Genomic DNA, 23,048 nt, shown 5'->3' on the forward strand with positions numbered 1-23,048 from the left:
GCCCCACGCTACCCGCCCACCTGTGCCGCGGGCGGTGCCGGCACCGGGCCGAGACGACGGACGGCGACGACGGCGAGTGCCGCGATGACCGTCATGCCACCGAACACGAGCGGGAACGACACCGCGCCGTCCGCACCGCCCGTCCCGATGAACAGCAGGCCCGTGACGGCGAGTCCGATCACGCTGCCCGAGGCGTCAGCGATCGTGAGGGCGGAGCTCGCGAAGCCGTCGTCGCCCTCGCCCGAGAACCGGAGCGTCAGCATCGAGGTCCGCGGGTAGACCGCCCCCATGCCCGCGCCGCCGACGAACCACCCGACGACGAGGATCCACCAGGGCAGGCCGAACGACGCGACGGCGAGCGCCGTGAGCAGGCTGACGAGCACGAGCGCCAACCCGACGCCGAACGTCCGGGCGGCGGTGAGCCGTTCCTCGCCCAGTCGACCGTGCAGCCAGCTCGACCCGGCCCAGCTCAGCGCCGCCACCGTCAACGCGAGCCCGGCGGCCGAGGCGGACAGGCCGTCCTTCGCCTGCAGCAGGAACGGCACGTACGCTTCGCTGCCGAAGAACGACGCCGCGACGAGGCCGCGCAGCAGGATCACCGACGGCAGCCCCGGCGCCGCGCCGAAGGTGCCGGTCGGCAGCAGCGGGCGGAGCGCGAACCACGTGCCGACGAGGCCGATCACCACGGCGGCGACGCGCGCCCACGCGCCGAGGTCCGGCGCGACGTTCAGGAGCAGGATCGCCACGGCGGCCGCGACCGACCAGCCGATCCGGGAGCGCTGCCACGGCGCGCGGAGCTCGACCGCGGGTGGGTGCAGCCGGCCGAGCGTCGGGACGAGCAGCGTGAACGCGCCGACGGCGATCACGAGCGCTGCCGCGAAGACCCAGTGCCAGTTCCAGACGTCGGTGACGATGCCCGCGAGCGCCGGACCGATCAGCGCCGGCACCACCCAGGCGGCGGCGAACCCGGCGAACACCGGGCCGTGCAGCTCCGCCGGGAAGATCCGCGCGACGAGCACGTAGAGCACGACGTCGATTGCGCCGGCGCCGAAGCCCTCGACGAGGCGTCCGACGAGGAAGACCTCCATCGTCGGGGCCAGCATGACGACCGCGGTGCCGACCGCGAACAGGCCGGCGGACACCCACGCGACGATCCGACCACCGGCACGGTCCGTCCAGTTGCCCGCGAGGACCATCCCCGGAACGCCGGCGGCGAGCGGCGCCGCGAAGGCCAGGGCGTACAGGGTCTCGCCGTCGAGGTCGCGGCTGATCTCCGGCATGACCGTCGTCATCGCGAGGTTCTGGAACGCGGCGACGGCGACGATCGCGACCATGCCGACGGTGGCGAGTGCGTACGGGCCGCTGAACAGACTGGTCCTCGTCGCGGCGGTGCTCACCCGATCATCGTAGGGCCAGCCACCGACCGCCTGGAGCGACGTGGCGGGGCCGCCACGTGCCTCCAGGCCGCCCTGCAGCGCGTCAGCGCGTCAGCGCCTGCTGCAGGTCCGCGACGAGGTCGCCGGCGTCCTCGATGCCGACCGACAGGCGCACGACGTTCTCCGGGACGGCCAGTTCCGTCCCCTTCACCGAGGCGTGCGTCATCTCGCTGGGGTAGCCGATCAGCGACTCGACGCCGCCGAGGGACTCCGCGAGCGCGAACAGCTCGGTCGACTCGGCAAACCGCCGCGCTGCTGCGGGCCCGCCGGAGAGCGCGACCGAGAGCATGCCGCCGAAGCCGCGCATCTGGCGTGCGGCGACGTCGTGCCCGGGGTGGTCGGCGAGGCCCGGGTAGTACACGCGCTCGACGCCGGGGGCGGTGACGAGGGCCTCGGCCACGGCCTGCGCGTTCTGCGAGTGCCGCTCCATCCGGACCGCGAGCGTCTTGATGCCGCGGGTGGTGAGGAACGCGTCGAACGGCGACGAGATCGCGCCGGCCCCGAACTGCAGGAACTGGACCTTCGCGGCGAGTTCCTCGTCGGCGAGCACCACGGCGCCACCGACGACGTCCGAGTGGCCGCCGAGGTACTTCGTGGTCGAGTACACGACGACGTCGGCGCCGAGCGACAGCGGCTGCTGCAGGTACGGCGACGCGAAGGTGTTGTCGACGACGACGAGCGCACCGGCCCCGTGCCCGAGCTCGGCGAGCGCCGCGATGTCGGCGATCTTCATGAGCGGGTTCGTCGGCGTCTCGACCCACAGCACGGTCTGGTCCGGTGCTCCCTCGAGCGCGGCACGGACCTGGTCGAGGTCGCTCATGTCCACGACGACCAGCTCGACGCCCCACGGGACGTGCAGCCGACTCACCAGACGGTGGGTGCCGCCGTAGACGTCGTTGCCCATCACCACGCGCGCCCCGGGGACGAGGGCCGCGCGGAGCAGGGCGTCCTCGGCGGCCAGACCGGACGCGAACGAGTACGCCGCGACGCCGCCGTCGAGGTCGGCGAGCAGGGTCTGCAGCGAATCGCGCGTCGGGTTGCCGGCGCGGGAGTACTCGTAGCCGTTCCGCATGCCGCCGATGCCGTCCTGCACGTAGGTGGACGTCAGGTGGATCGGCGGGATGACGGCGCCGGTGGGGCCGTCGGGCTCCTGTCCGGCGTGGACGGCACGGGTGCTGAACTCGGTCATGCGGTCTTCGTTCCTCGGTCGGGTCGGGCGGGCCTTGGTCGGGTCGGGCGGGTCACTCGGAGAGGTAGGTCAGGAGGTCGTGTCGGGTCAGGACCGTGACGGGCTTGCCGTCCTCGACCACCAGGAGCGCGTCGACGGACTCGAGCGCGCGACGGGCCGAGGACACCGACTCGCCGACACCGATGAGCGGCAGCGGCTCCCCCACGAAACCGGTCAGCGCGTCCGCCATCTTCGCGGCGCCGGTGAAGACCTGCTCGAGCAGGTCCTTCTCCGCCACCGCGCCGACGACCTCGCCGATGACGACGGGCGGTTCCGCGCTGAGCACCGGCATCTGTGAGACGCCGTACTTCGTCATGATGTCGACGACCTCGCGCACGGTGTCCGCGGGGTGGGCGTGGACGAGGTCCGGCAGACGGCCGTCCTTGCCCGCGATGAGCGACCCGACGGTGCGCTCGTCGTCGGTCTCGGCGAAGCCGTACGAGCGCATCCACCGGTCGTTGAAGATCTTGCCGAGGTAGCCACGGCCGCCGTCCGGCAGGAGCACCACGACGACGTCGTCCTCGGTGAGGTCGCGGGCGGCGCGCAGGGCGGCGACGACCGCCATGCCGCTGGAGCCGCCGACGAGCAGCCCCTCTTCGCGGGCGAGGCGGCGGGTCATCGCGAACGAGTCGGCGTCCGACACGGCGATGATCTCGTCCGGCACGCCGGCGTCGTAGGCGTCGGGCCAGAAGTCCTCGCCGACGCCCTCGACCAGGTACGGCCGGCCGGTGCCGCCCGAGTAGACGGAGCCCTCCGGGTCGGCCCCGACGATGCGGACCCGGCCCTCGGACGCCTCCTTGAGGAAGCGCCCGGTGCCCGTGATCGTGCCGCCGGTGCCGACACCCGCGACGAAGTGGGTGATCTGCTGCTCGGTGTCGCGCCAGATCTCCGGACCGGTGGTCTCGTAGTGGCTGCGTGGGCCGTTCGGGTTCGCGTACTGGTTCGGCTTGTAGGCGCCGGGGATCTCGCGGACCAGTCGGTCGGACACCGAGTAGTACGACTCGGGGTGCTCCGGCGGCACCGCCGTGGGCGTCACGACGATCTCGGCGCCGTACGCCGTCAGCACGTTCCGCTTGTCCTCGCCGACCTTGTCCGGCAGCACGAACACGCACCGGTACCCGCGCTGCTGGGCGACGAGCGCCAGCCCGACCCCGGTGTTGCCGGAGGTCGGCTCGACGATCGTGCCGCCGGGGCGCAGGGCCCCGGAGGCCTCGGCCGCGTCGATGATCCGGGTGGCGATCCGGTCCTTCGAGGAACCGCCGGGGTTGAGGTACTCGACCTTCACGAGGACGGTCGCCCGGACCCCCTCGGTCACCCGGTTGAGCTTGACGAGCGGAGTGTCGCCGACGAGGTCGACGACGGAGTTCGCGTAACGCACGCGGTCGAGTCTAGGCGGCGGACACCGTCTTCTGCTGGGACTCGACGTGCGCGGACACCGCCGCCGAGACCTCCTGCCGGCGGCGGTCGATGACCTCGCCCATGTCCCGCGCGAGCGCCGGTGTGCCGCGGACGATCTGGTCGAGGGCGGTGGCGGGCACGACGAGGACGGCGACCTCGGTGAGCGCGACCGCGCTGGTGAGCAGTGCCTCCCGGGTGAGCGCGGTCTGGCCGAGGTAGTCCCCGGCCTCGACCCGGGTGGCGGGCAGCTGCGTGTCCTCGAACGGGACGCGCAGGTCGACGCTCCCCGCCAGCACGAATCGCACAGGTGCCACGCGAGTGACACTCGTGTCAGCGTGTCCGTCGATTTGGGTTCCGTCGGATCGTCACGCGACCGTCGTCGGACTGGAGGCGCGTGGCGGCGCCGCCACGCGCCTCCAGTCCGTTTGCCGGTCGCGTCTGCGGGCCGTGGTGACGTCTCCGACGCCGCCTGCGGTGGTTGGGTCAGCTCCCCAGGGCGTCGGCCGGTGCGTTCTGCTGGTGGTGCAGCATCGCGTAGATGCCGTCGCGCGACAGGAGTTCCTCGTGGCTGCCCTGCTCGACGATCTGCCCGTGGTCGAGGACGAAGATGACGTCGGCGTCGCGGATCGTCGACAGGCGGTGCGCGATCGAGATCGTCGTCCGACCGGCCGCCGCGTTGTCGAGGGCCGTCTGCACCACGCGCTCCGAGATGGAGTCGAGCGCGCTCGTGGCCTCGTCGAGGACCAGCACGGGCGGGTCCTTCAGCAGCACGCGCGCGATGGCGATGCGCTGCTTCTCGCCGCCGGACAGGCGGTACCCGCGCTCCCCCACCACGGTGTCGTAGCCGTCCGGGAAGGACGCGATCGTCTCGTGGATGTTCGCCGCGCGGGCTGCGTCCTCGAGCTCCGCGTCGGTGGCGTCCGGCTTGGCGTAGCGCAGGTTGTCGCCGATCGTCGCGTGGAACAGGTAGGTCTCCTGGCTGACGATGCCGACGTGGCGCATGAGGTCCTCGTGCGCCAGGTCGCGGACGTCCTGCCCGGCGAACCGCACGGACCCGGCGGTGGCCTCGTACAGCCGGGGCACGAGGTACGACACGGTCGTCTTCCCCGCGCCGGACGGTCCCACGAACGCGGCGAACTGTCCGGGCTGGAGCTCGAACGACACCCCGCGGAGCGTGGGCTTGTCGGCTTCGCCGTCCGGGTAAGTGAAGGTCACGTCGTCGAACGCCACGTGCCCCACCCGGGACTCGTCGACGGGCTTCGCGGTGGGCGGGTCGGTGATCGCGGGCTTGAGGTCGAGGTACTCGAAGATGCGGGCGAACAGCGCGCCGGAGGTCTGCAGGTCGAGGACGACGCGGAGCAGGCCGACCGTCGGGAACAGCAGCCGGGACTGCACGGTCGTGAACGCCACGATCGTGCCGGCCGTGATCGGGACGCCGCCGATGATGAGGTACGCGGCGACCACGTAGATGATCGCCGGGATGATCGACAGGAAGATCGAGACGATCGCGAAGAACCACTGGCCCGACATCTGCTGGCGGACCTGCAGCCGGATCTGGTTGCGGTTCTCGTTGCCGTAGCGCTGGGTCTCCGCACGCTGCTGGTTGAAGCTCTTCGCGAGCAGGATGCCGGAGACGCTCAGCGCCTCCTGCGTGATCGCCGTCATGTCCGACAGCGACTCCTGCGTCTGCGCGGCGATCTTCGCCCGGACCTGGCCGACCCGTCGCTGCGCGATCACGAGGAGGGGCAGCAGGATGACGGCGACGAGGGTCATCTGCCAGCTGAGGAGCAGCATCGCGACGACGGCGGCGATGACCGTCACGGTGTTGCCCAGGATCGACGAGATGGTGTTGTTCAGCACGCTCGCGACGCCACCGACGTCGTTCTGCAGGCGCGACTGGATCACGCCGGTCTTCGTGCGGGTGAAGAAGGCCAGCTCCATCCGCTGGAGGTGCCCGAACAGGCGCATCCGCATCGAGCCCATGACCTTGTTGCCGACGGTCGCGGTCAGGTAGGTCTGCCAGACGCCGAGCCCTGCGCTCGCGATCCAGAGCGCCACCATCGCACCGACGAGGACGTACAGCACCGGCATGTCCGGTCCGCCGCCGCCCTTCGGGAACAGCCCCTCGTCGAACGCCCGCTGGGTGAGGAGCGGTGGGATGACCGAGATCGCGGCACCGACGAGGACGAGCACGACGGTGAGGATGATCGCGTTCCGGTGCGGGACGAACAGCCCGGAGATGCGCTTGAGCAGGTGCGGGATCTTCGGGGCCTCGGCGTTGGCGGCCTTCTGCGCCTCGAAGTCGCCGCTCGAGATCCGCCCGCCGCCGCGGCCACCACCGCCACGCATGCCGCCGTGCATGCTCACGACGCGTCACCCCTGTCCATGCTGCAAACCTAGCCCCGAGCCCGGACATCGGCGGGGCCCGGACGGGTCGTGGTTCATTTGACCCTGTTCAGGGGGCATGCGACCATTTCCCGTCCCCTTCCCCGCACCACTCGAGGTCCCATGACGTCCGCGCCCACCCGCCCCACGTCCCTCCGCGCACAGCTCGCCCGCCGCAAGCCGATCGAGCAACTGCAGGCCGAGGCGTCGGCGGGGGTGAACGGCGAGCCGCTCCGCCGGTCGCTCGGTGTCTGGCACCTCACGATGATCAGCGTCGGTGCGACACTCGGCACCGGCATCCTCGTCGTGCTCGGCACCGCCGTCCCGCTCGCGGGCCCCGCCGTCTGGATCTCGTTCGTCGTCGCGGGGGTCGCTGCCCTGCTGTCGGCGCTGTCCTACGCCGAGATGGCCGGCGCGGTCCCGACGTCGGGGTCGAGCTACTCCTACACGTACGCCACCATGGGCGAGGGGATCGCCTGGGTGTGCGGGTGGTGTCTCGTGCTCGAGTACGCCGTGTCCGTCGCCGCCGTCGCGGTGGGCGCGAGCGAGTACGTCGACGAGACCCTGCGCGTGTTCGGCCTCCACCTGCCCACGGCGCTGTCCGCTCCTCCGGGCGAGGGCGGCGTCGTGAACCTGCCGGCCGCCGTCCTGGTGCTGCTCGCCACCGCGATCCTGCTGCCCGGCGCCCGCGAGAGCGCCTGGGTGAACACGGTCATGGTCATCGTGAAGATCGCCCTGCTCGTGTTCTTCGTCGTCGTGGCGTTCTCGGCGTTCCAGGCGCAGAACTTCGAGCCGCTCGCCCCGATGGGTGCCGCCGGGGTCACCGCCGCGGCGTCCCGGCTGTTCTTCTCGTACATCGGCTTCGATGCCGCCTCGACCGCCGGCGAAGAGGCGAAGAACCCCCGCCGCGACCTCCCCCGCGCCATCATCGGGTCGATCGCCCTCATCACCGCGCTGTACATCCTCGTGGCCATCGCCGCCATCGGTGCCCGGTCGTGGACGTCGTTCTCGTCCAGCGAGGCCTCGCTCGTCCGCATCGTCGTCGACGTCACCGCACAGCCCTGGGTCGCGCTCGTGTTCTCGATCGGTGCGGTGGTCGCGATCGCCAGTGTCGTGCTCACCGTCCTCTACGGCCAGACCCGCATCCTGCTGACGATGGCCCGGGACGGGCTCGTGCCGAAGGTGTTCGGTCGGGTCTCGCGCCGGACCGGGACCCCGATCGCGAACACGCTCATCATCGGGCTCGTCGTCACGGTCGTCGCCGCCCTCGTGCCCCTCGGTGAGCTCGCGGACGCGACGAGCATCGGCACGCTCGTGGCCTTCGCCCTGGTGAACGTGTCCGTCATCGTGCTCCGTCGCACCCAGCCGTCGCTCGAGCGGTCCTACCGCGTGCCGCTGTTCCCCGTGGTGCCGATCCTCGGCGCGCTCTGCTGCGTGCTGCTCGCGGTGTTCCTCGGCATCGGTACCTGGATCGCGTTCGGCATCTGGATGGTCGCCGGCGCCGTGCTCTACCTGGCCTACGGCCGCCGCCACAGCACGCTGCGCTGACGCGCTGCCGCCGCCGCGCCCCTGCCCGCCCGTCCGCGAAAGCGACACTTTCCCGCCCGACTTCTGCGGCAGTCTGTCGCCCTCGCGGCTCAGACCGCCCACCCCGGCGCCACGATGTCGCTCTGGCGCGACACCCGCACGCGGATCAATGGCACGGGACACCACGAGCGCGGAAGAGTGCCCGCAGGCGCTCGGGGTCGACGAGGTGCGACCAGTCGGCGCGGACCACGCCGCGGACCTCAGGACGTGAGCGCAGCCGGTCCTCGCGACGCTTCTCCGCCCAAAGCACGTCCCGGGGATCCCGTCCCGCGAGCATTTCGGGATCTTCGTACTTCTGCCGGCCATCGAACTCGAGCACGAGTCCCTCCCGAGGGAGCCAGAAGTCGACGCGGTCCACCGTCCCGTCCGACGACACGAACTCGTGCTGTGGCTCGAGGCCCGGACAACCGAGCTCGACGGCGCGCACCGCGAAGAACGACTCGCCCACCGACTCGTGTCGGACGTCAGCGATCTCGAACGCGTGCTCCAGCCGGACGGATCCCCACGGTCCGGTCCTGGCCCCGATCTCGCGGAGTTCGTCGAGCTGCACACCGCTGCGCAAGGCATGGTCGATCACCACGACCGCAGCCGACAACGAGCCACGACGAGCCGTCTCGACCACGGTCGCCGCGAGCGATGCGTACTCGACTCCCCAGAAGCGCTTGCCGGAGGTCGCCGTGGTCCCCGCGTGCACGGTGAGCCCCACGCGGTGCACGTCGTGCGCGAGCGACGGCACGAGGACGCGGACCCGGTCCGTCCACGGATCCAGCCGGGGAGGCCGTGGAGCGCCGCGGCCGACTCGAGCGCGAACACCGCTCGCGGACGGAGGAGCGGAACCACGGCGCGCATCCGAACGAGGTGCCGTGAGCGACCATCGAGTGCGTTCCACTCGGCGCGGTCGACGTACACACCGTGCCGGACCCGCACCAGTTCGTCGGCTACCCGACGCCGTTGGAGGTGCCTCGCAGCCGCTCGATCGAGGTCGTTGGTTCGGAGAAGGCGGATGGCGTTCGCGGGGTGCATGGCGGCACTCTGTCGCTCGAGCCCGTCCGTCTGGCGAACGCAAGCCGATCTGTGGAGAGATGCCGTGCCTCCAGGCCGCAGTGACACCGCTGTCAAAGCGACAGTGCACAGCGAAGCCCGCACGCTCGTGCCGCCAGGGCGACAGAATCACGGCGATGGCGGGCAGGAAACTGTCGCTTTCGCGGAACGGACGCTACCGGCCTTCCCTGCCCGAGCACAGCGGCATCGCCCGCCCCACCCCGCACACGACGAAGGCCGCCGCCCCGAGGGGCAGCGGCCTTCGTGACCGAACGGTCGAGACTACGCGAGCTCGATCGTGGCGCCGGCGGCCTCGAGGGCCTCCTTCGCCTTGTCGGCCGTCTCCTTGTTGACACCCTCGAGGATCTTGGCGTCGGCGGTCTCGACGAGCGCCTTGGCCTCACCGAGGCCGAGCGACGTCAGGCCACGGACCTCCTTGATGACCTGGATCTTCTTGTCACCAGCGGACTTGAGGACGACGTCGAACTCGGTCTTCTCCTCGGCGGCCTCGGCCGGGGCAGCGGCGCCGGCCGGAGCGGCAGCGGCGACCGGGGCGGCCGCGGTGACCTCGAAGACCTCTTCGAACTTCTTCACGAAGTCCGAGAGCTCGATGAGCGTGAGCTCCTTGAAGGCCTCGATGAGCTCGTCCTGCGAAAGCTTCGCCATGATTTTCTCCTACTACTAGCTAGTACGTGTGGTTGATGAACGCGTGCCTGATCAGGCCGCGGACTCCTGCTTCTCGCGAAGGGCGTCCACGGTGCGGACGGCCTGCGAGAGGGGTGCCTGGAACAGGTACGCAGCACCGAACAGCGAGGCCTTGAAGGCGCCGGCGAGCTTGCCGAGCAGCACTTCACGGGACTCGAGGTCGGCGAGCTTGTCCACCTCGGTCGCGGAGAGCGGGTTACCGTCGAAGTAACCACCCTTCACCACGAGCTCGGGGTTCGCCTTGGCGAATGCACGCAGCGACTTCGCGACGGCGACGGTGTCACCGTGGACGAAGGCGAGAGCGGACGGACCGGCGAGTTCGTCGTCGAACGACGAGATGCCGGCGTTGTTCGCCGCGATCTTGGTCAGCGTGTTCTTCACCACGGCGTACGTGGCGTGCTCACGGATCGAGTTGCGGAGCTCCTTGAGCTGCGCGACCGTGAGACCGCGGTACTCGGTGAGCAGAACGGCGTTCGAGCTACGGAAGGACTCCGTGAGCTCGGCGACCGCAGCTTCCTTGTTCGCCATGGTTCTCCTTGGGGGTCTTGCCGGCAGCCCCAGGTCCACGAACGAAAAAAGCTCCGGCGCAGAGGCTCGGAGCTGCTCCCCCGAGAACGGAAGGAGTGGTTCGGAACACCTGCGCGGGATGCCTCACGTGTGAGGACCTTCGGTTGCGGCGCAAGCGCAGCAACATCCGGCGGTCTTTGGCTTCGAGAACTGTACCAGATGCCGTGGACGGCACCAAACACCGGACGGGAGGCGCGGTGCGCCCCGCACCGTGCCTCCTGTCCGTCAGTCGGTCGCCGACGGGACCGGGGTCGCCGACCAGTCGTCCGTCGCGTCGTCGGAAGCGGCAGGAGCCGCGGCCGGCTCTGCCGGCCGCTCCGCCGGCAGGTGCACCGTGAACACGGTGTCCCCCGGCTCGCTGGCCACGTCGACGGACCCGCCGTGCGCCTGCACGACCGCGTCCACGATCGCGAGCCCGAGCCCCGTCGACCCCGCGGAACGGGAGCGCGAGCTGTCGGCCCGGGCGAACCGTTCGAACAGCTTCGGCAGGAACTCCGGGTCGATGCCCTGCCCGGTGTCCCGCACGGTGAGGTCCACGCCGGAGCCGGAGTCCGACGGTGCGAGCCCCACGGTGATGCGGGTGCCGTCCGGGGTGTGGGTCCGGGCGTTGGTGACCAGGTTGACGATGACCTGGTGCAGCCGCGCGGCATCGCCGACGACGACCACGGGCGATGCCGGGACGTCGACCTCGATCGGGTGCTCGGGCGATGCGGCGTGGGCGTCGTTCACGGCGTCGAACACGAGCCCGGTCAGGTCCACGTCGTCGAACTGGATCTCGCGGCCCTCGTCGAGCCGGGCGAGCAGCAGCAGGTCCTCGACCATCGAGGTCATCCGGATCGACTCCGACTCGATGCGGCCCATCGCGTACACCACGTCCTTCGGCAGGTCGCCGCCCATGCGTCTGGTGAGCTCGGCGTACCCGCGGACCGATGCCAGCGGCGTGCGGAGCTCGTGGGAGGCGTCGGCGACGAACTGCCGGACCTTCTGCTCGGAGCGCTCGCGGGCCTGCATGGCGCCCGCGATGTGGCCGAGCATCCGGTTGAAGGCGCTGCCGACGCGGCCGACCTCGGTGCGGGGGTCGGTGTCGGGGACGCGGACGTCCTGCAGGGCGTCGCTGCGCTCGAGTGGCATCCGCGCGACGGTCGAGGCGGTCTCGGCGACGCGCTCGAGCGGCCGCAGGGATCGGCGGACGACGACGGCGGCGACGACGGACGCGGCGACGAGCGCTGCCGCGACGACCAGGACGACCACGAGGAGCAGTGACCGGACGCTCTCGTCGACGGGTGACATCGGGAGGCCGACCACCAGGACGGCGTTGCCGAGCACCGGGTTGTCGACCTGCACGGCGGCGACGCGGTAGCGACCCAGCGACCCGCCCAGGTCCATCGTGGCAGGGGCGACCCCCACCTTGACGTCGCCCAGCCGATCGAGCTGCGACGAGGTCAGCTGCAGGCGGGAGCTGTCCTCGGTGAGGACGATGCCACCCGCGCCGCCGCCCGCGAAGTAGTACGCGGTGAGGGTGCCGGCTGCCTGTCCGAGCGGCTGCAGCAGGTCGTCGTTCGGGCGACCGCTCGGGTTCTCCTGGCCCTGGCCGAACTTCGTGCTCGCGCGGCTCGTCGCCTTCTGCAGCTGCCCGTCGATCGTGCCCGTCTGGATCGACGCGAGCGCGATGATGCTGCCCGCGCCGATCACCGCGCTGACGGCGACGACGAGCGCGACGATGCTCAGGACGAGCCGGCGGCGGAGCGTCACGAGGTGGGCTTGATGACGTACCCGACGCCGCGGACCGTGTGGATCATCGGGGTCTCGCCGGCGTCGATCTTCTTGCGCAGGTACGAGATGTAGATCTCGACCACGGAGGACTTGCCACCGAAGTCGTACGACCACACGCGGTCGAGGATCTGCGCCTTCGACAGCACGCGACGGGGGTTGCGCATGAGGAAGCGGAGGAGCTCGAACTCGGTGGCGGTCAGCTCGATGGACCGGCCGGCGCGGTGCACCTCGTACGACTCCTCGTCGAGCACCAGGTCGCCCACGACGATGCGCGAGTCCCCCGCCTCGGAGATCGAGATCTGCGAGCGACGGATGAGCCCGCGGAGGCGCGCCACCACTTCCTCCAGCGAGAACGGCTTCGTGACGTAGTCGTCGCCACCCGCGGTGAGGCCGGTGACGCGGTCCTCCACGGAGTCCTTCGCGGTGAGGAACAGCACCGGGGTGTCGTCGTTGTTCTGCCGCAGCCGGCTGAGCACCTGCAGGCCGTCGAGGTCCGGCATCATGACGTCGAGCACCATGGCGTCCGGCTTCCACTCGCGCGCCGTCGTCAGTGCGTCCTGCCCGCCGTTCGCGCTCTTGACGTCCCAGCCCTCGTAGCGGAGCGCCATGGACAGGAGGTCGGTGAGGCTGGCCTCGTCGTCGACGACGAGGATGCGCAACGGGGTTCCGTCGGCACGCGTGAGGCGCGGGGCTGCTGCAGGCTGGGAGATGGTCACGTCTTCGAGTATCGAGAGTTTCCTATGAGCGGTCTGTGGAGCGACCGTCGACGGTCTGTGGATTCCCGAGCAGGCACTCGGTGTCCGCTCCGTAGCGTGAGCGGCATGCTCCGATCCTCGGCCTGGCCGGCCTCAGCCCGCACCGTCGACACCGCTCAGCTCGAGGAGGACGCGCGCGTCACGGCGTCGGCCGGGAGGCACGGCTCGACCCCGGCGGACCGCCTCGCGTTCGCCCGGTCGGTCGCCGCCGGTGCCCCACTCCTGTCCGCCGGGACGGCCGGCGGGGCCTTCGCGGCACTCGCGGCCGTCGGCGCGGCCGACGTCGCGCTCGCGCGCACCGTCGAGCCGCACCTCGACGCACTCGGGATCCTCGCCCAGGCCGGGGTCTCCGCACCGGAGGGCTCGACGTGGGGCGTGTTCGCCGCCGAGGGTCCCGGGCTGCGACTCACGGCGACGTCGGGCGGATCCGGCGGCTCGTTCGCGCTCGACGGCACGAAGCCGTGGTGCTCCCTCGCGTCGACGCTCTCGAACGCGCTCGTCACCGCCCACGTCGGGGACGACCGGCAGCTGTTCGCGGTCGACCTCCGGCAGGACGGCGTGACCGTGCACGACGAGGCCTGGGTGGCGCGGGGCATGCCGGACGTGCCGAGCGGCCCGGTCGACTTCGCCGGTGTGCACGCCACGCCCGTCGGTGGTCCCGGCTGGTACCTCACCCGTCCGGGCTTCGCCTGGGGCGGGATCGGTGTCGCGGCGTGCTGGTGGGGTGGCGCCGTCGGGCTCGGCCGGGTCCTCCGCGACCTCGCCGTGGCGCGACCGGGGTCCGAGCTGCTGCAGGCCGCGCTCGGTGCCACGGTCGCCGACCTCGCCGACGCCGAGGACGCCATCGCCGACGCCGCCGCCCGGATCGACGCCTCCGGTCCAGTGTCCACGTCCGACGACGACTGGTCGCTGCTCGCCCAGGTCGTGCGGTCACGGGTCCGCCGCGCGGTCGACGCCGTCCGGCACCGTGTGGTCGCGACGATCGGTCCCGCTCCCCTGACCGCCGACCCGGCGATCGCGGCACGGGTCGCCGACCTCGAGCTCTACGTCCTGCAGGACCACGGCGAACGGGACCTCGCCCGGATCGGCCGCATCGTCGTCGAACGCGGCGGTGTCGCGTGGTGAGCTTCGACCACCGCGAGCCGGGCACCGACCCCGCGGACTGGACGCCGTTCCTCGACACGGTCGCCGCGCTGCCCGTGCGGCTCGACACGGTCGCCTCGGTCGTGGTCGTCGCACCGCACCCCGACGACGAGACCCTCGGGGCCGGCGGACTGATCGCGTCCGCCGCCGACGCCGGTGTCCCCGTGCACGTGCTGCTCGTCACCAACGGCGAGGGCTCGCACCCGGACTCCCCCAGTACCTCCCCCGAGCGCCTCCGGTCGATCCGCGACGCCGAGTTCCGGGCGGCGCTGGCCGTGCTCGCCCCCGCGGCGAGCGCCACGGTCCTCGGTGTCCCGGACGGCGGGCTGCGTGAGCACCCGGACGTGCTCCGGTCGGCCCTGACCGAGCGGCTCACGGGCGTCGACGGCCCGGTCCTCGTCGTCGCACCGTGGCGCGGGGACGGGCATCGGGACCACCGGATCGCGGGCGAGGTCGCAGCGGACGTCGTCGAGCACGCGCCGGGGACGGAACTGCTCGAGTACCCGATCTGGGCGTGGCACTGGGACGATGCGTCCGCGCCCGCTGCACCGTGGGACCGGGCCCGGTCGCTGGTGCTGTCGTCGACGGCCCTGGACCGGAAGCGCGCCGCACTCGACGCCTACCCCTCGCAGACCCGGCCGCTCTCGCCGGCACCGGGTGACGAGCCGATCGTCGACGACCGGCACGCCGCACACCACCTCCGACCGACGGAGTGGTTCTTCGCCGTGTCCGCGGCGCAGTCCTCCCGCTCCCGGGAGTCGTTCGACGCCCACTACGCGCGGAAGCCAGAGGGGTGGGACTTCGATGGCTCCTGGTACGAACGACGGAAGCGGGCGGTGACCCTGGCGGCCCTCCCCCGCGAGCGCTACCGGTCCGCGCTCGAGCTCGGCTGCGCGACGGGCGTGCTCACCGCCGAGCTGACCGAGCGCGCCGACGCCGTGCTCGGGACCGACATCGCCGCGGCACCGCTCGCCCGGGCGCGGCTCCGGGCGCCGGCCGCACGGTTCGTCCAGGCCCAGCTGCCGTCCGAGTGGCCCGACGGGCGGTGGGACCTCGTCGTGATGTCCGAGGTCGGGTACTACCTGTCGCCGTCGGACCTCGACGCGACCATCGACCGGGTGCTCGGGTCCCTGGACGACGACGGTGTCCTGGTCGCCTGCCACTGGCGACACCCCGACGACGACGCCGTGACGTCCGGCGACGTCGTGGACGCCCGCCTCGCCGAGCGGTGGCCGCGACCGGCGCTCGTCCGGCACGTCGAGGAGGACTTCGTCCTGAGTGTGCTCCCGGGCCCGGCGGTGGTCTCCGTCGCGACGACCGAGGGGCTGACCCCGTGACGCTCCCCGCACGCATCGACGTCGTCGTCCCGGCGCACGACGAGGAGTCCGGCATCGGTGGCTGCGTCGATGCCCTGGCCGACGCGATCCGGGTCCTCCGGCGAGCGCACCCCGCGGTCGAGGCGTCGGTCGTCGTCGTCCTCGACGGGTGCACGGACCGGACGGCGATGGTCCTCCGGTCGACGGCGGCCGCGGACCCGCTCTGGACCGAGGTCCCCCTCGAGGTCGTCGAGACCGCGCACCTCGGTGTCGGCCGCGCCCGGGCCGTGGGGACCACCCGCGCGCTCGCGACCGGCCCGGAGCCGTCCGAGCGGTGGACGGCCCACACCGACGCCGACTCCCGCGTCGACCCGGGTTGGCTCGTGCAGCAGGTCGAGGCGCACGCGGACGGCGCCCACGTCCTGGTCGGGGCGGTCGTGCCGGACCCGGACGACCTCGACCCCGTGGTGCTCGCCCGGTGGACGCACGCGCACCCGCCGGGGTCGACGCTCGGCCACGTGCACGGGGCGAACCTCGGCCTGCGGGGCGACGTGTGCCTGGCGATCGGCGGCTTCGACCCGGTCCCCGAGCACGAGGACGTCCGGCTCGTCGAACGCGCACGGGCCCTCGGGTTCGACGTCCGCGCCACGACGGACCTCCCCGTGGTGACGAGCGGCCGGTTCGACGGTCGGACGCCAGGGGGGTACGCCGAACACCTCCGGCGGACGTACGGCGATGCGAGCTGAGGGTCCCTTAGACATCTCATAGCGACCGGCAGTGCCGCTCATCGACTGCCTCCCTACGGTCTCCTCGACCCCAACACCGAGGAGAACCATGTTCCTGACCTACCTCAGGCGCGAACTCACGAACCGCAAGAAGCAGACCGTCATCATCGCGATCGGCATGGCGCTGGCCATCGCACTCGTGGTCATCGTGTCCTCGATCGCGGGCGGCGTGAAGGCCGCGCAGGCGAGCGTGCTGCAGTCCGTGTACGGCGTCGGCACGGACATCACCGTGACGAAGACCGAGACCCCGACCGGCTCGGCCACCGGGCGGCCGAGCTTCGACTTCGGCAGCCAGGGCAGCTCCGGCAGCGGCAGCGGGTCGACCGACCTGTCGCAGTCCCGACTCGCCGTGACCCGCGGGTCCAGCACGCTGAGCGCCGCGGACGTGAAGACCGTCACGAGCACGAGCGGTGTCAAGGCCGCGACCGGCGTCCTGACCCTCGAGAACAGCACGTTCTCGGGCCAGGTCCAGCAGCAGTCCGACAGCAGCAGCTCGAGCGGCAGCAGCACCTCGACCCAGCAGGGTCCGCCGAGCGGTGGCGAGGGTGGCGGCGGCTTCGGCGGCGGGTCGTTCAGCGTCGACTCGTTCACCGTCACGGGCATCCCGGTGTCCGGTGACGCCGTCGGGCCGCTGACGAGCACCGAGCTCACGAAGGGCCGCACGTTCACGAGCGCCGACGCGGGCAAGGACGTCGTCGTGCTCGACGCGAGCTACGCGAAGAGCGAGTCGAAGGCCGTCGGGGACACCCTGTCGATCGGCGGGAAGGACTTCACCGTCATCGGGATCGTCTCGTCGACCGGTTCGTCGTCCACCACCGGCTCGAACACCTACATCCCGCTCGACACCGCGCAGACGCTCTCCGACAACGCCGGCAAGGTCACCTCGATCTACGTCTCCGCCGAGTCCTCGTCCGACGTGTCGACCATCAAGGCTGCGCTGCAGAAGCAGCTCACCAGCGCGACCGTCTCCACCGAGGCCGACCTCGCCTCGAGCGTGTCCGGTTCGCTGAGCACCGCGTCGAACCTCGTCTCGAACCTCGGCACCTGGCTGTCGATCGTCGTCCTCGCCGCGGCGTTCCTCATCGCGATCCTCTTCACGATCTCCGGCGTCACCCGCCGCACCCGTGAGTTCGGCACGCTCAAGGCCATCGGCTGGTCGAACGGCCGCATCACCCGGCAGGTCGCGGGCGAGTCCCTCGTGCAGGGGCTCATCGGCGGCGTGATCGGCGCCGCCGCGGGTCTCATCGGCATCCTCGTGGTGAACGTCATCGCCCCGACGATCTCGGCGAGCGCCACGAGCTCGACGAACCGCGGCGGCGCGGGCGGCGGGATGCCCGGCGGTGCGGCGACTGCGGCGGCCGGCAGCGGCACCACGGGCGGCGCACCGGTCGGCGGCTTCGGCGGCGGTGGGGCGAGCACCGCCTCGACGACCGACGTCGTGCTGCACGCCCCGGTCACGGTCGAGGTCATCCTGCTCGCGATCGGTCTGGCGATCCTCGGCGGCCTCGTCGCCGGCGCCCTCGGCGGCTGGCGCGCGAGCCGACTCCGTCCGGCCGAGGCCCTGCGGAGCGTGGCCTGATGGCCGGGCCGGCCACCGGCACGCCGCCGGTCCCCGAACCGACCGCCGCACCCGACCCGTCCAAGCGCCCCGAAGGAGCAACCGTGACCAACACCGAGACCGCACCGTCCGCGGCGGACGCGAGCCGTGCCTCCAGGCCGATCTACGCCCTGAAGAACGTGAGCAAGACCTACAAGCAGAAGAACCGGACCGTCACCGCGCTGACGAACGTCGACCTGACCATCCCGCAGGGCCAGCTCGTCGCGATCCAGGGACCGACCGGCGGGGGCAAGTCGACGCTGCTGCAGATGCTCGGCGCGCTCGACCGACCGAGTGCCGGCAGCGTGCTCCTCGGCGAGCAGGACGTCGCGAAGCTCGGTGACCGGGCGCTCACCGACCTGCGTGCCACGGAGATCGGGTTCGTGTTCCAGAGCTTCAACCTCATCCCGACGTTGACTGCCCTGGAGAACGTCGAGACCGCGTTCGCCGGGTCCCTCGCGAACCGGTCCCGGGCGGAGGTCCGTGACCGGGCGACCGCGGCACTGCGCGAGGTCGGGCTCGGCGAACGGCTCGACCACCTGCCCGCGGAGCTCTCCGGTGGCCAGCAGCAGCGCGTGGCCATCGCACGGGCGCTGGTCAAGAACCCGAGCGTGCTGTTGGCGGACGAACCCACCGGCGCGCTCGACGAGGCCACCCGTGACGAGATCATGGGGCTCATCGAGAAGCAGTGGAAGGAGCGGGGACTCACGGTCGTCGTCGTGACGCACGACTCGTGGGTGGCGAAGCGCGCCGAGCGCCGCCTGCACATCAAGCAGGGGCAGGTCCGCGAGGTCTAGCGGCCCCGCCCGAGTCCCGTCCTGAGCGACACTCCTCGCGCTGCCGAGCGCGAGGAGTGTCGCTCGACGCGAGTCTCGGGCCCTCGATCAGCCGCGCACCGGGTAGTCGCAGTACGCGAACCACCTCGAGTCGGGCGACCACGGCGGCACGTTGACCGTCCCCTGACCACCGTCGAGCGTGACGAGGGTCTCCGGGACCGCGGCGATCCGGGCCCCGCGCACCAGGACCCCGGGCAGCAGCCGGAGCTCCACGCGGTGGTCGGCGGGGTGCCCCTGCACTCCGGGCTCGTACGACAGGTACAGCAGGTGTGCACCGTCCGGCGAGACGTGCGGGAACCAGTTCACCCGGTCGTCGTTCGTGATCCGGACGGGGTCGGTCGCGCCCGGCCGGAGGGAGACGAGCTGTGCGGTGCCGGGGGTGAACCGTTCCGAGTTCCACACGAGCACCTCGCCGGCGAACGAGACGCCGTCGTCGGCGTACTCGTCCCGCGTGAGGAACGTCGGGTCCCCGGTTGCGGGGTCGACGAGTGCGACGTCGGTGGTCCAGACGCCGTCCTCGGTGTGCTCCCCGACGATCGCTGCGAGCGTCTCACCGTCCGGTGCGATGCCGTGCAGGTAGAACTTCCGGACGACCGGCAGCGCGGTGGTGACGTCGGTGAGGGTCGCCGCCGCTCCCCCGGCCGGCAGTGGGACACGGTACAGGTCGCCGTCGCGACCGCTCACCACGACGGAGTTGCCCGAGGGGTCGAGGACGTGGTCGTTGTTGATCTCGGGGACGCCGGGCATCGGGACGGGGACGAGCGCGGACTCGTCGAGGACGAGGTCGCCGTCGCCTTCGCCGTCGCCGTCGCCGTCGCCGTCGCCGTCGCCGGGGAGTCGCAACAGCCACAGGTCCCCGTTCCCGTTCAGGACGAGGGTGCCGTCGGCGAGGACGTTGGGCGCCTCGACCAGCACGGTGCTCGACTCGAACACCAGCCGGCTCGTCCGGCTCTCGACGTCGTACACGTGCACCCGGCTGGTCTGTCCGGGCAGCAGCTGCCGCCCTCGTGCGTCACTCATGGTTCCATCCTGTCGAGGTCTCCCCCCACCGGTACGCGAAAGCGACAGATTCCCGGCGGGTTGCACCGGGAATCTGTCGCTTTCGCGGGAGGGAGGGGGAACGCGCGGGCGGGGACCGCCTACTTCACCGCGCCGGCCGTCAGGCCCGCCACGAACTGGCGCTGCACGATGAGGAACGCGATCACGACCGGGATCGAGACGACGAGGGACGCCGCCATGATCTGGTTCCAGTACACGTTCGTCTGCGTGGAGTACTGCTGCAGACCGACCGCCAGCGTCTGCCCGTCGCCGTTCGTCATGACCGAGGCGAAGAGGACCTCGCCCCAGGCCGTCATGAACGAGTAGATGCCGACCGCGACCAGACCCGGACGGGCCGAGGGCAGGATGACCCGGAACAGGGCGCCCATCGGACCCGAGCCGTCGACCATCGCGGCCTCGTCGAGTTCCCGCGGGATGGTCTCGAAGTAGCCCGCGAGCATCCAGATCGAGAACGGGAGCGTGAACGTCAGGTAGGTGATGATCAGTCCGGTCCAGCTGCCGACGAGCTGGATGCCGAGCGCGTTGCCGAGGTTCGTGAAGATCAGGAACAGCGGCAGCAGGAACAGCACGCCGGGGAACATCTGCGTGGAGAGCACCGCGGTGGTGAAGGTGCTCTTGCCCTTGAAGTTCCAGCGCGAGACACCGTAGGCGGCGAAGGTGGCGATGATCAGCGAGAACACCGTCGCGACCGTGCAGACCACGAGCGAGTTGACGAAGTACTTGCCGAGCGGGACCGTCGACCACATGTCGATGAACGGCTGGATGGTGATGTTCGTCGGGATCCACGTGAAGTCGTTCTGGACGTCACCGAGCGGCTTGATCGCCGTGGTGATCATCACGTAGAGCGGGACGACCGTGAAGAGGGTCAGGACGACGAGGGTGACGACCTTGAAGGACTTGGCGCCGAATGTCTCACGCACGGACGGACCTCCGGTTGGTCACGGCGAGGTAGATGCCGGTGACGATGAGCAGGAAGATGAGGAGCAGGACGCTCATCGCGGCACCGGAGCCGAAGTTCCACGTGATGAAGGACGCGTTGTAGATGTGGAAGCTCAACAGGTCCGCCGCCGGGGGCTGCGCGGTCGAGCCGAACAGCACGAACGGTGTGTTGAAGTCGTTGAAGGTCCAGAGGAACATCACGAGCACGAGCGTCACGTTGACCGGGCGCACCATCGGCAGCGTGATCGAGCGCCACTGCCGGAAGGGCTTCGCACCGTCGACCGAAGCGGCCTCGTACACGTCGTTCGGCACGGACTGCAGGCCGGCCATGAGCATCAGGAACGCGAACGGCCAGGTCTTCCAGATCGCCACGACGACGACCGAGACGAACGCGTTCGACCCGATGAGCCAGAACGGGCCCGTGCCGTTGAACAGGTGCAGCTGGTCCACGAGGATGTGGTTGATCGCACCGGAGTCACGCTGGAACATGAACTTCCAGGTGATGATGCCGGCGTACATCGGCAGCGCGTACGGCACGAGGAAGAGGGTGCGGAACAGCCCGCGGCCCTTGAACGGCTTCTGCAGCGCGACCGCGGCGGCCATGCCGAAGGTCCACGAGAGCCCGACCACGAGGACCGTGAAGCCGCACGTGATGAGGAACGAGTTCAGGACGCCCTTGCCGATCGCCTGGTCGAAGTCGATGACGACCGAGTAGTTCCGCAACCCCGCGAACGGTGCCGCGCCCCAGTTGGCGATGAAGTACTTCGTGAGCTGGATGAACGAGATCCAGATGCCGGTGAGCATCGGGACGATGTGGATGAGCAGCTCGAACAGGATGGCCGGCGCGACGAGCGCGTACGGCAGCCAGTGGGTCTTGCGCTTGCGGCCTGGCGGACGGCCCGACATCGTCGGGGCCTTCGTGTGCGTCAGGTCGATGCGCTCGGAATCGGGCAGGACCGAGGTGGACATGGGCGGGGGCCTTTCGGCAGGAGGGGATCGGGTGCTTCGCACCGGTCCGTGGCAGCGGACGGGAGGCGCGGCATGCGTGAGCCGATCGGCTCACCCCCGGCGTGTGGCCGGGTGCAGAACTGGCGGTCGTCCGGCCGACGCGAGCGGGGCCGTGGACCTGAGGGGTGGAGGCCCGGGCGCGTCCTTGCGGACGCGACCCGGGCCTCCAGACCGGATCAGCCGTTCGCCTGGGACACCTGGTCCTGGGCGGTCTGGAGTGCGGTCTTGATGTCGCTGTCGGACACCGTGCCACCGGTCGCGATCTTGGCGAACATGTCGTTCATCGCCTTGCCGACCGTGGACTCGAACTGGTCCTCGGCGGGCACCAGCGGGAGCGGCTTCGCCTTGTTGTTGTAGATGTCGAGGAACGTCTTCGTCTGCTCGTCGGTGACCGAGTCAGCAGCGGAGGCGAGCACCGGCAGCGCCGAGTACGGCTTGTCGAGCGTGGACTGCGTGTCCTCGCTCGTCATGAACTTGACGAACTTGAGCGCGCCGTCCTTGTTCTTCGTGTTCTTGAAGATCGACAGGTTGATGCCGGCCGGGAAGGACGCGATGTCCTCGCCGCCCTTGGGAGCCGGGAAGGGCACGACGCCGAAGTCGTCAGCGGACATGCCGTTCGACGTGATCGTCGAGTTCGCGTTGTTCTGCGTCAGCATCATCGCGGCCTTCTTGTTCGCGAAGTCCGACACCGCCTGGGTGCCGTTGTCGTACTGCGCGTTCGAGGTGTTGACGACCTTGTCGGACTGCATCAGGTCGAGGTAGCGCTTGATGCCGTCGACGTTGGCGCTCGACGTGAAGGTCGGCTTGCCGTCCTTGTCGAACCACTCCCCGCCGTTCTGGGCGGAGTTGATGAAGGCGAAGTGCGCGTTCTCGGTGTACGAGCCGCCGGCGATGGTGAAGCCGTACTTGCCGCCGGTGGTGAGCTTCTTCGCGTCGGCGGTGAGGTCCTCCCACGTGGTCGGCGCCTCGATGCCGGCGTCCTTGAACATCTGCTTGTTGTAGTAGAGGCCGTAGGCGAGGCCGTAGAGCGGGACGCTCGTGACGGTCTTGCCGGGCGCACCACCGGTGGAGAGCGCGACCTTGCCGAACTTGTCGGCACCGCCGATCGCCTTCATCTCCGAGGAGCCGAACTCCTGGAAGGCGCCGGTCGCCTGGAGCGACGTCGCCCAGGTGTTGCCGATGTTGACGACGTCCGGGCCCTGGCCCGAGGTGACGGCGGTCTGGATCTTGTTCTGCAGGTCGTTCCAGCCGATGACCTGGAGGTTGACCTTGATCCCGGTCTCCTTGGTGAACTTCTTGAGGACGGGGGTCAGCACCTCCTTGTCGTTCTGGAGGGACGTGCCCTGGTTGGACGCCCAGTACGTGAGCGTCTTGGAGTCACCGGACGAACCGGAGCCTCCGGAGGAGCAGGCTGCGAGGCCGGTCACGGTGAGTGCCGCGGCCGCGGTGATGGCCAGTGCGCGGATGGCAGTGCGCATGACTCTCTACTT

The 23,048-nt window shown here is 70.7% G+C and carries 20 protein-coding genes; 6 read left to right on the forward strand and 14 right to left on the reverse strand.

All coding sequences use genetic code 11. The annotated features are described in order from the left end of the window. Window positions 1-8 precede the first annotated feature (8 nt). From CRP27_RS06005 to CRP27_RS06025, 5 genes are all read right to left on the reverse strand, one after another. Complete coding sequence (locus CRP27_RS06005) at window positions 9-1,397, reverse strand: MFS transporter (protein ID WP_097179830.1); 1,389 nt, start codon at window positions 1,395-1,397, stop codon at window positions 9-11. 82 nt (window positions 1,398-1,479) lie between these two features. Then, window positions 1,480-2,625, reverse strand: coding sequence for a cystathionine gamma-synthase (locus CRP27_RS06010; RefSeq protein WP_097179831.1), 1,146 nt, complete (start codon window positions 2,623-2,625; stop codon window positions 1,480-1,482). A 52-nt stretch (window positions 2,626-2,677) separates the two neighbouring features. Continuing rightward, window positions 2,678-4,042, reverse strand: coding sequence for a cystathionine beta-synthase (locus CRP27_RS06015; RefSeq protein ID WP_097179832.1), 1,365 nt, complete (start codon window positions 4,040-4,042; stop codon window positions 2,678-2,680). 10 nt (window positions 4,043-4,052) lie between these two features. After that, on the reverse strand, window positions 4,053-4,376 hold the full coding sequence (locus CRP27_RS06020) for a Crp/Fnr family transcriptional regulator (protein WP_141399704.1): 324 nt from the start codon (window positions 4,374-4,376) through the stop codon (window positions 4,053-4,055). A gap of 169 nt (window positions 4,377-4,545) precedes the next feature. After that, entirely contained in the window at window positions 4,546-6,423 is a 1,878-nt protein-coding gene (locus CRP27_RS06025; RefSeq protein ID WP_255257509.1) for an ABC transporter ATP-binding protein, read from the reverse strand. A gap of 147 nt (window positions 6,424-6,570) precedes the next feature. On the opposite strand from CRP27_RS06025, the gene CRP27_RS06030 reads away from it, so the two are divergent. After that, entirely contained in the window at window positions 6,571-7,995 is a 1,425-nt protein-coding gene (locus CRP27_RS06030; protein ID WP_097179834.1) for an amino acid permease, read from the forward strand. A gap of 145 nt (window positions 7,996-8,140) precedes the next feature. Here the strand turns inward: CRP27_RS06030 and CRP27_RS06035 are convergent, their stop codons facing one another. The 5 genes from CRP27_RS06035 to CRP27_RS06055 form a co-directional block, all read right to left on the reverse strand. Continuing rightward, entirely contained in the window at window positions 8,141-8,740 is a 600-nt protein-coding gene (locus CRP27_RS06035; protein ID WP_141399705.1) for a hypothetical protein, read from the reverse strand. 617 nt (window positions 8,741-9,357) lie between these two features. Then, entirely contained in the window at window positions 9,358-9,741 is a 384-nt protein-coding gene (gene rplL / locus CRP27_RS06040; protein WP_097179836.1) for a 50S ribosomal protein L7/L12, read from the reverse strand. 51 nt (window positions 9,742-9,792) lie between these two features. Further along, on the reverse strand, window positions 9,793-10,308 hold the full coding sequence (gene rplJ, locus CRP27_RS06045; RefSeq protein WP_070418388.1) for a 50S ribosomal protein L10: 516 nt from the start codon (window positions 10,306-10,308) through the stop codon (window positions 9,793-9,795). 264 nt (window positions 10,309-10,572) lie between these two features. Beyond that, window positions 10,573-12,099, reverse strand: coding sequence for a cell wall metabolism sensor histidine kinase WalK (locus CRP27_RS06050; RefSeq protein WP_097179837.1), 1,527 nt, complete (start codon window positions 12,097-12,099; stop codon window positions 10,573-10,575). Beyond that, entirely contained in the window at window positions 12,096-12,830 is a 735-nt protein-coding gene (locus CRP27_RS06055) for a response regulator transcription factor (RefSeq protein WP_369680017.1), read from the reverse strand. Before CRP27_RS06055 ends, CRP27_RS06050 begins: the two co-directional genes overlap by 4 nt. Before the next feature lie 111 nt (window positions 12,831-12,941). Between CRP27_RS06055 and CRP27_RS17940 the strand changes: the two genes are divergently transcribed. The 5 genes from CRP27_RS17940 (at window position 12,942) to CRP27_RS06075 (ending at window position 18,513) form a co-directional block, all read left to right on the forward strand. Further along, window positions 12,942-14,000 carry an acyl-CoA/acyl-ACP dehydrogenase gene (locus CRP27_RS17940; RefSeq protein WP_141399706.1) on the forward strand — a complete coding sequence of 353 codons (1,059 nt, stop codon included), beginning with the start codon at window positions 12,942-12,944 and terminating at the stop codon, window positions 13,998-14,000. Beyond that, complete coding sequence (locus CRP27_RS17945) at window positions 13,997-15,355, forward strand: bifunctional PIG-L family deacetylase/class I SAM-dependent methyltransferase (RefSeq protein ID WP_217990694.1); 1,359 nt, start codon at window positions 13,997-13,999, stop codon at window positions 15,353-15,355. The genes CRP27_RS17940 and CRP27_RS17945 overlap by 4 nt, the downstream gene beginning before the upstream one ends. Continuing rightward, entirely contained in the window at window positions 15,352-16,080 is a 729-nt protein-coding gene (locus CRP27_RS06065; protein ID WP_255257459.1) for a glycosyltransferase family 2 protein, read from the forward strand. Before CRP27_RS17945 ends, CRP27_RS06065 begins: the two co-directional genes overlap by 4 nt. 88 nt (window positions 16,081-16,168) lie before the next feature. After that, window positions 16,169-17,698 carry an ABC transporter permease gene (locus CRP27_RS06070; RefSeq protein WP_097179841.1) on the forward strand — a complete coding sequence of 510 codons (1,530 nt, stop codon included), beginning with the start codon at window positions 16,169-16,171 and terminating at the stop codon, window positions 17,696-17,698. 83 nt (window positions 17,699-17,781) lie between these two features. Then, window positions 17,782-18,513, forward strand: coding sequence for an ABC transporter ATP-binding protein (locus CRP27_RS06075; protein ID WP_255257460.1), 732 nt, complete (start codon window positions 17,782-17,784; stop codon window positions 18,511-18,513). An 87-nt stretch (window positions 18,514-18,600) separates the two neighbouring features. Here the strand turns inward: CRP27_RS06075 and CRP27_RS06080 are convergent, their stop codons facing one another. From CRP27_RS06080 to CRP27_RS06095, 4 genes are all read right to left on the reverse strand, one after another. Next, window positions 18,601-19,572, reverse strand: coding sequence for a biopolymer transporter Tol (locus CRP27_RS06080; RefSeq protein ID WP_097179842.1), 972 nt, complete (start codon window positions 19,570-19,572; stop codon window positions 18,601-18,603). A gap of 119 nt (window positions 19,573-19,691) precedes the next feature. Further along, the gene (locus CRP27_RS06085) at window positions 19,692-20,531 is read right to left on the reverse strand and encodes a carbohydrate ABC transporter permease (protein ID WP_097179843.1); all 840 of its coding nucleotides are present in this window, start codon (window positions 20,529-20,531) and stop codon (window positions 19,692-19,694) included. Beyond that, window positions 20,524-21,519, reverse strand: a complete 996-nt coding sequence (locus CRP27_RS06090; protein WP_097179844.1) for a carbohydrate ABC transporter permease — start codon at window positions 21,517-21,519, stop codon at window positions 20,524-20,526. The genes CRP27_RS06085 and CRP27_RS06090 overlap by 8 nt, the downstream gene beginning before the upstream one ends. Before the next feature lie 215 nt (window positions 21,520-21,734). Then, on the reverse strand, window positions 21,735-23,036 hold the full coding sequence (locus CRP27_RS06095) for an ABC transporter substrate-binding protein (RefSeq protein ID WP_097179845.1): 1,302 nt from the start codon (window positions 23,034-23,036) through the stop codon (window positions 21,735-21,737). Window positions 23,037-23,048 lie beyond the last annotated feature (12 nt).

Origin of the sequence: Curtobacterium sp. 314Chir4.1 (genome assembly GCF_900215175.1) — a bacterium.
Taxonomy (GTDB): Bacteria; Actinomycetota; Actinomycetes; order Actinomycetales; family Microbacteriaceae; genus Curtobacterium; species Curtobacterium pusillum_A.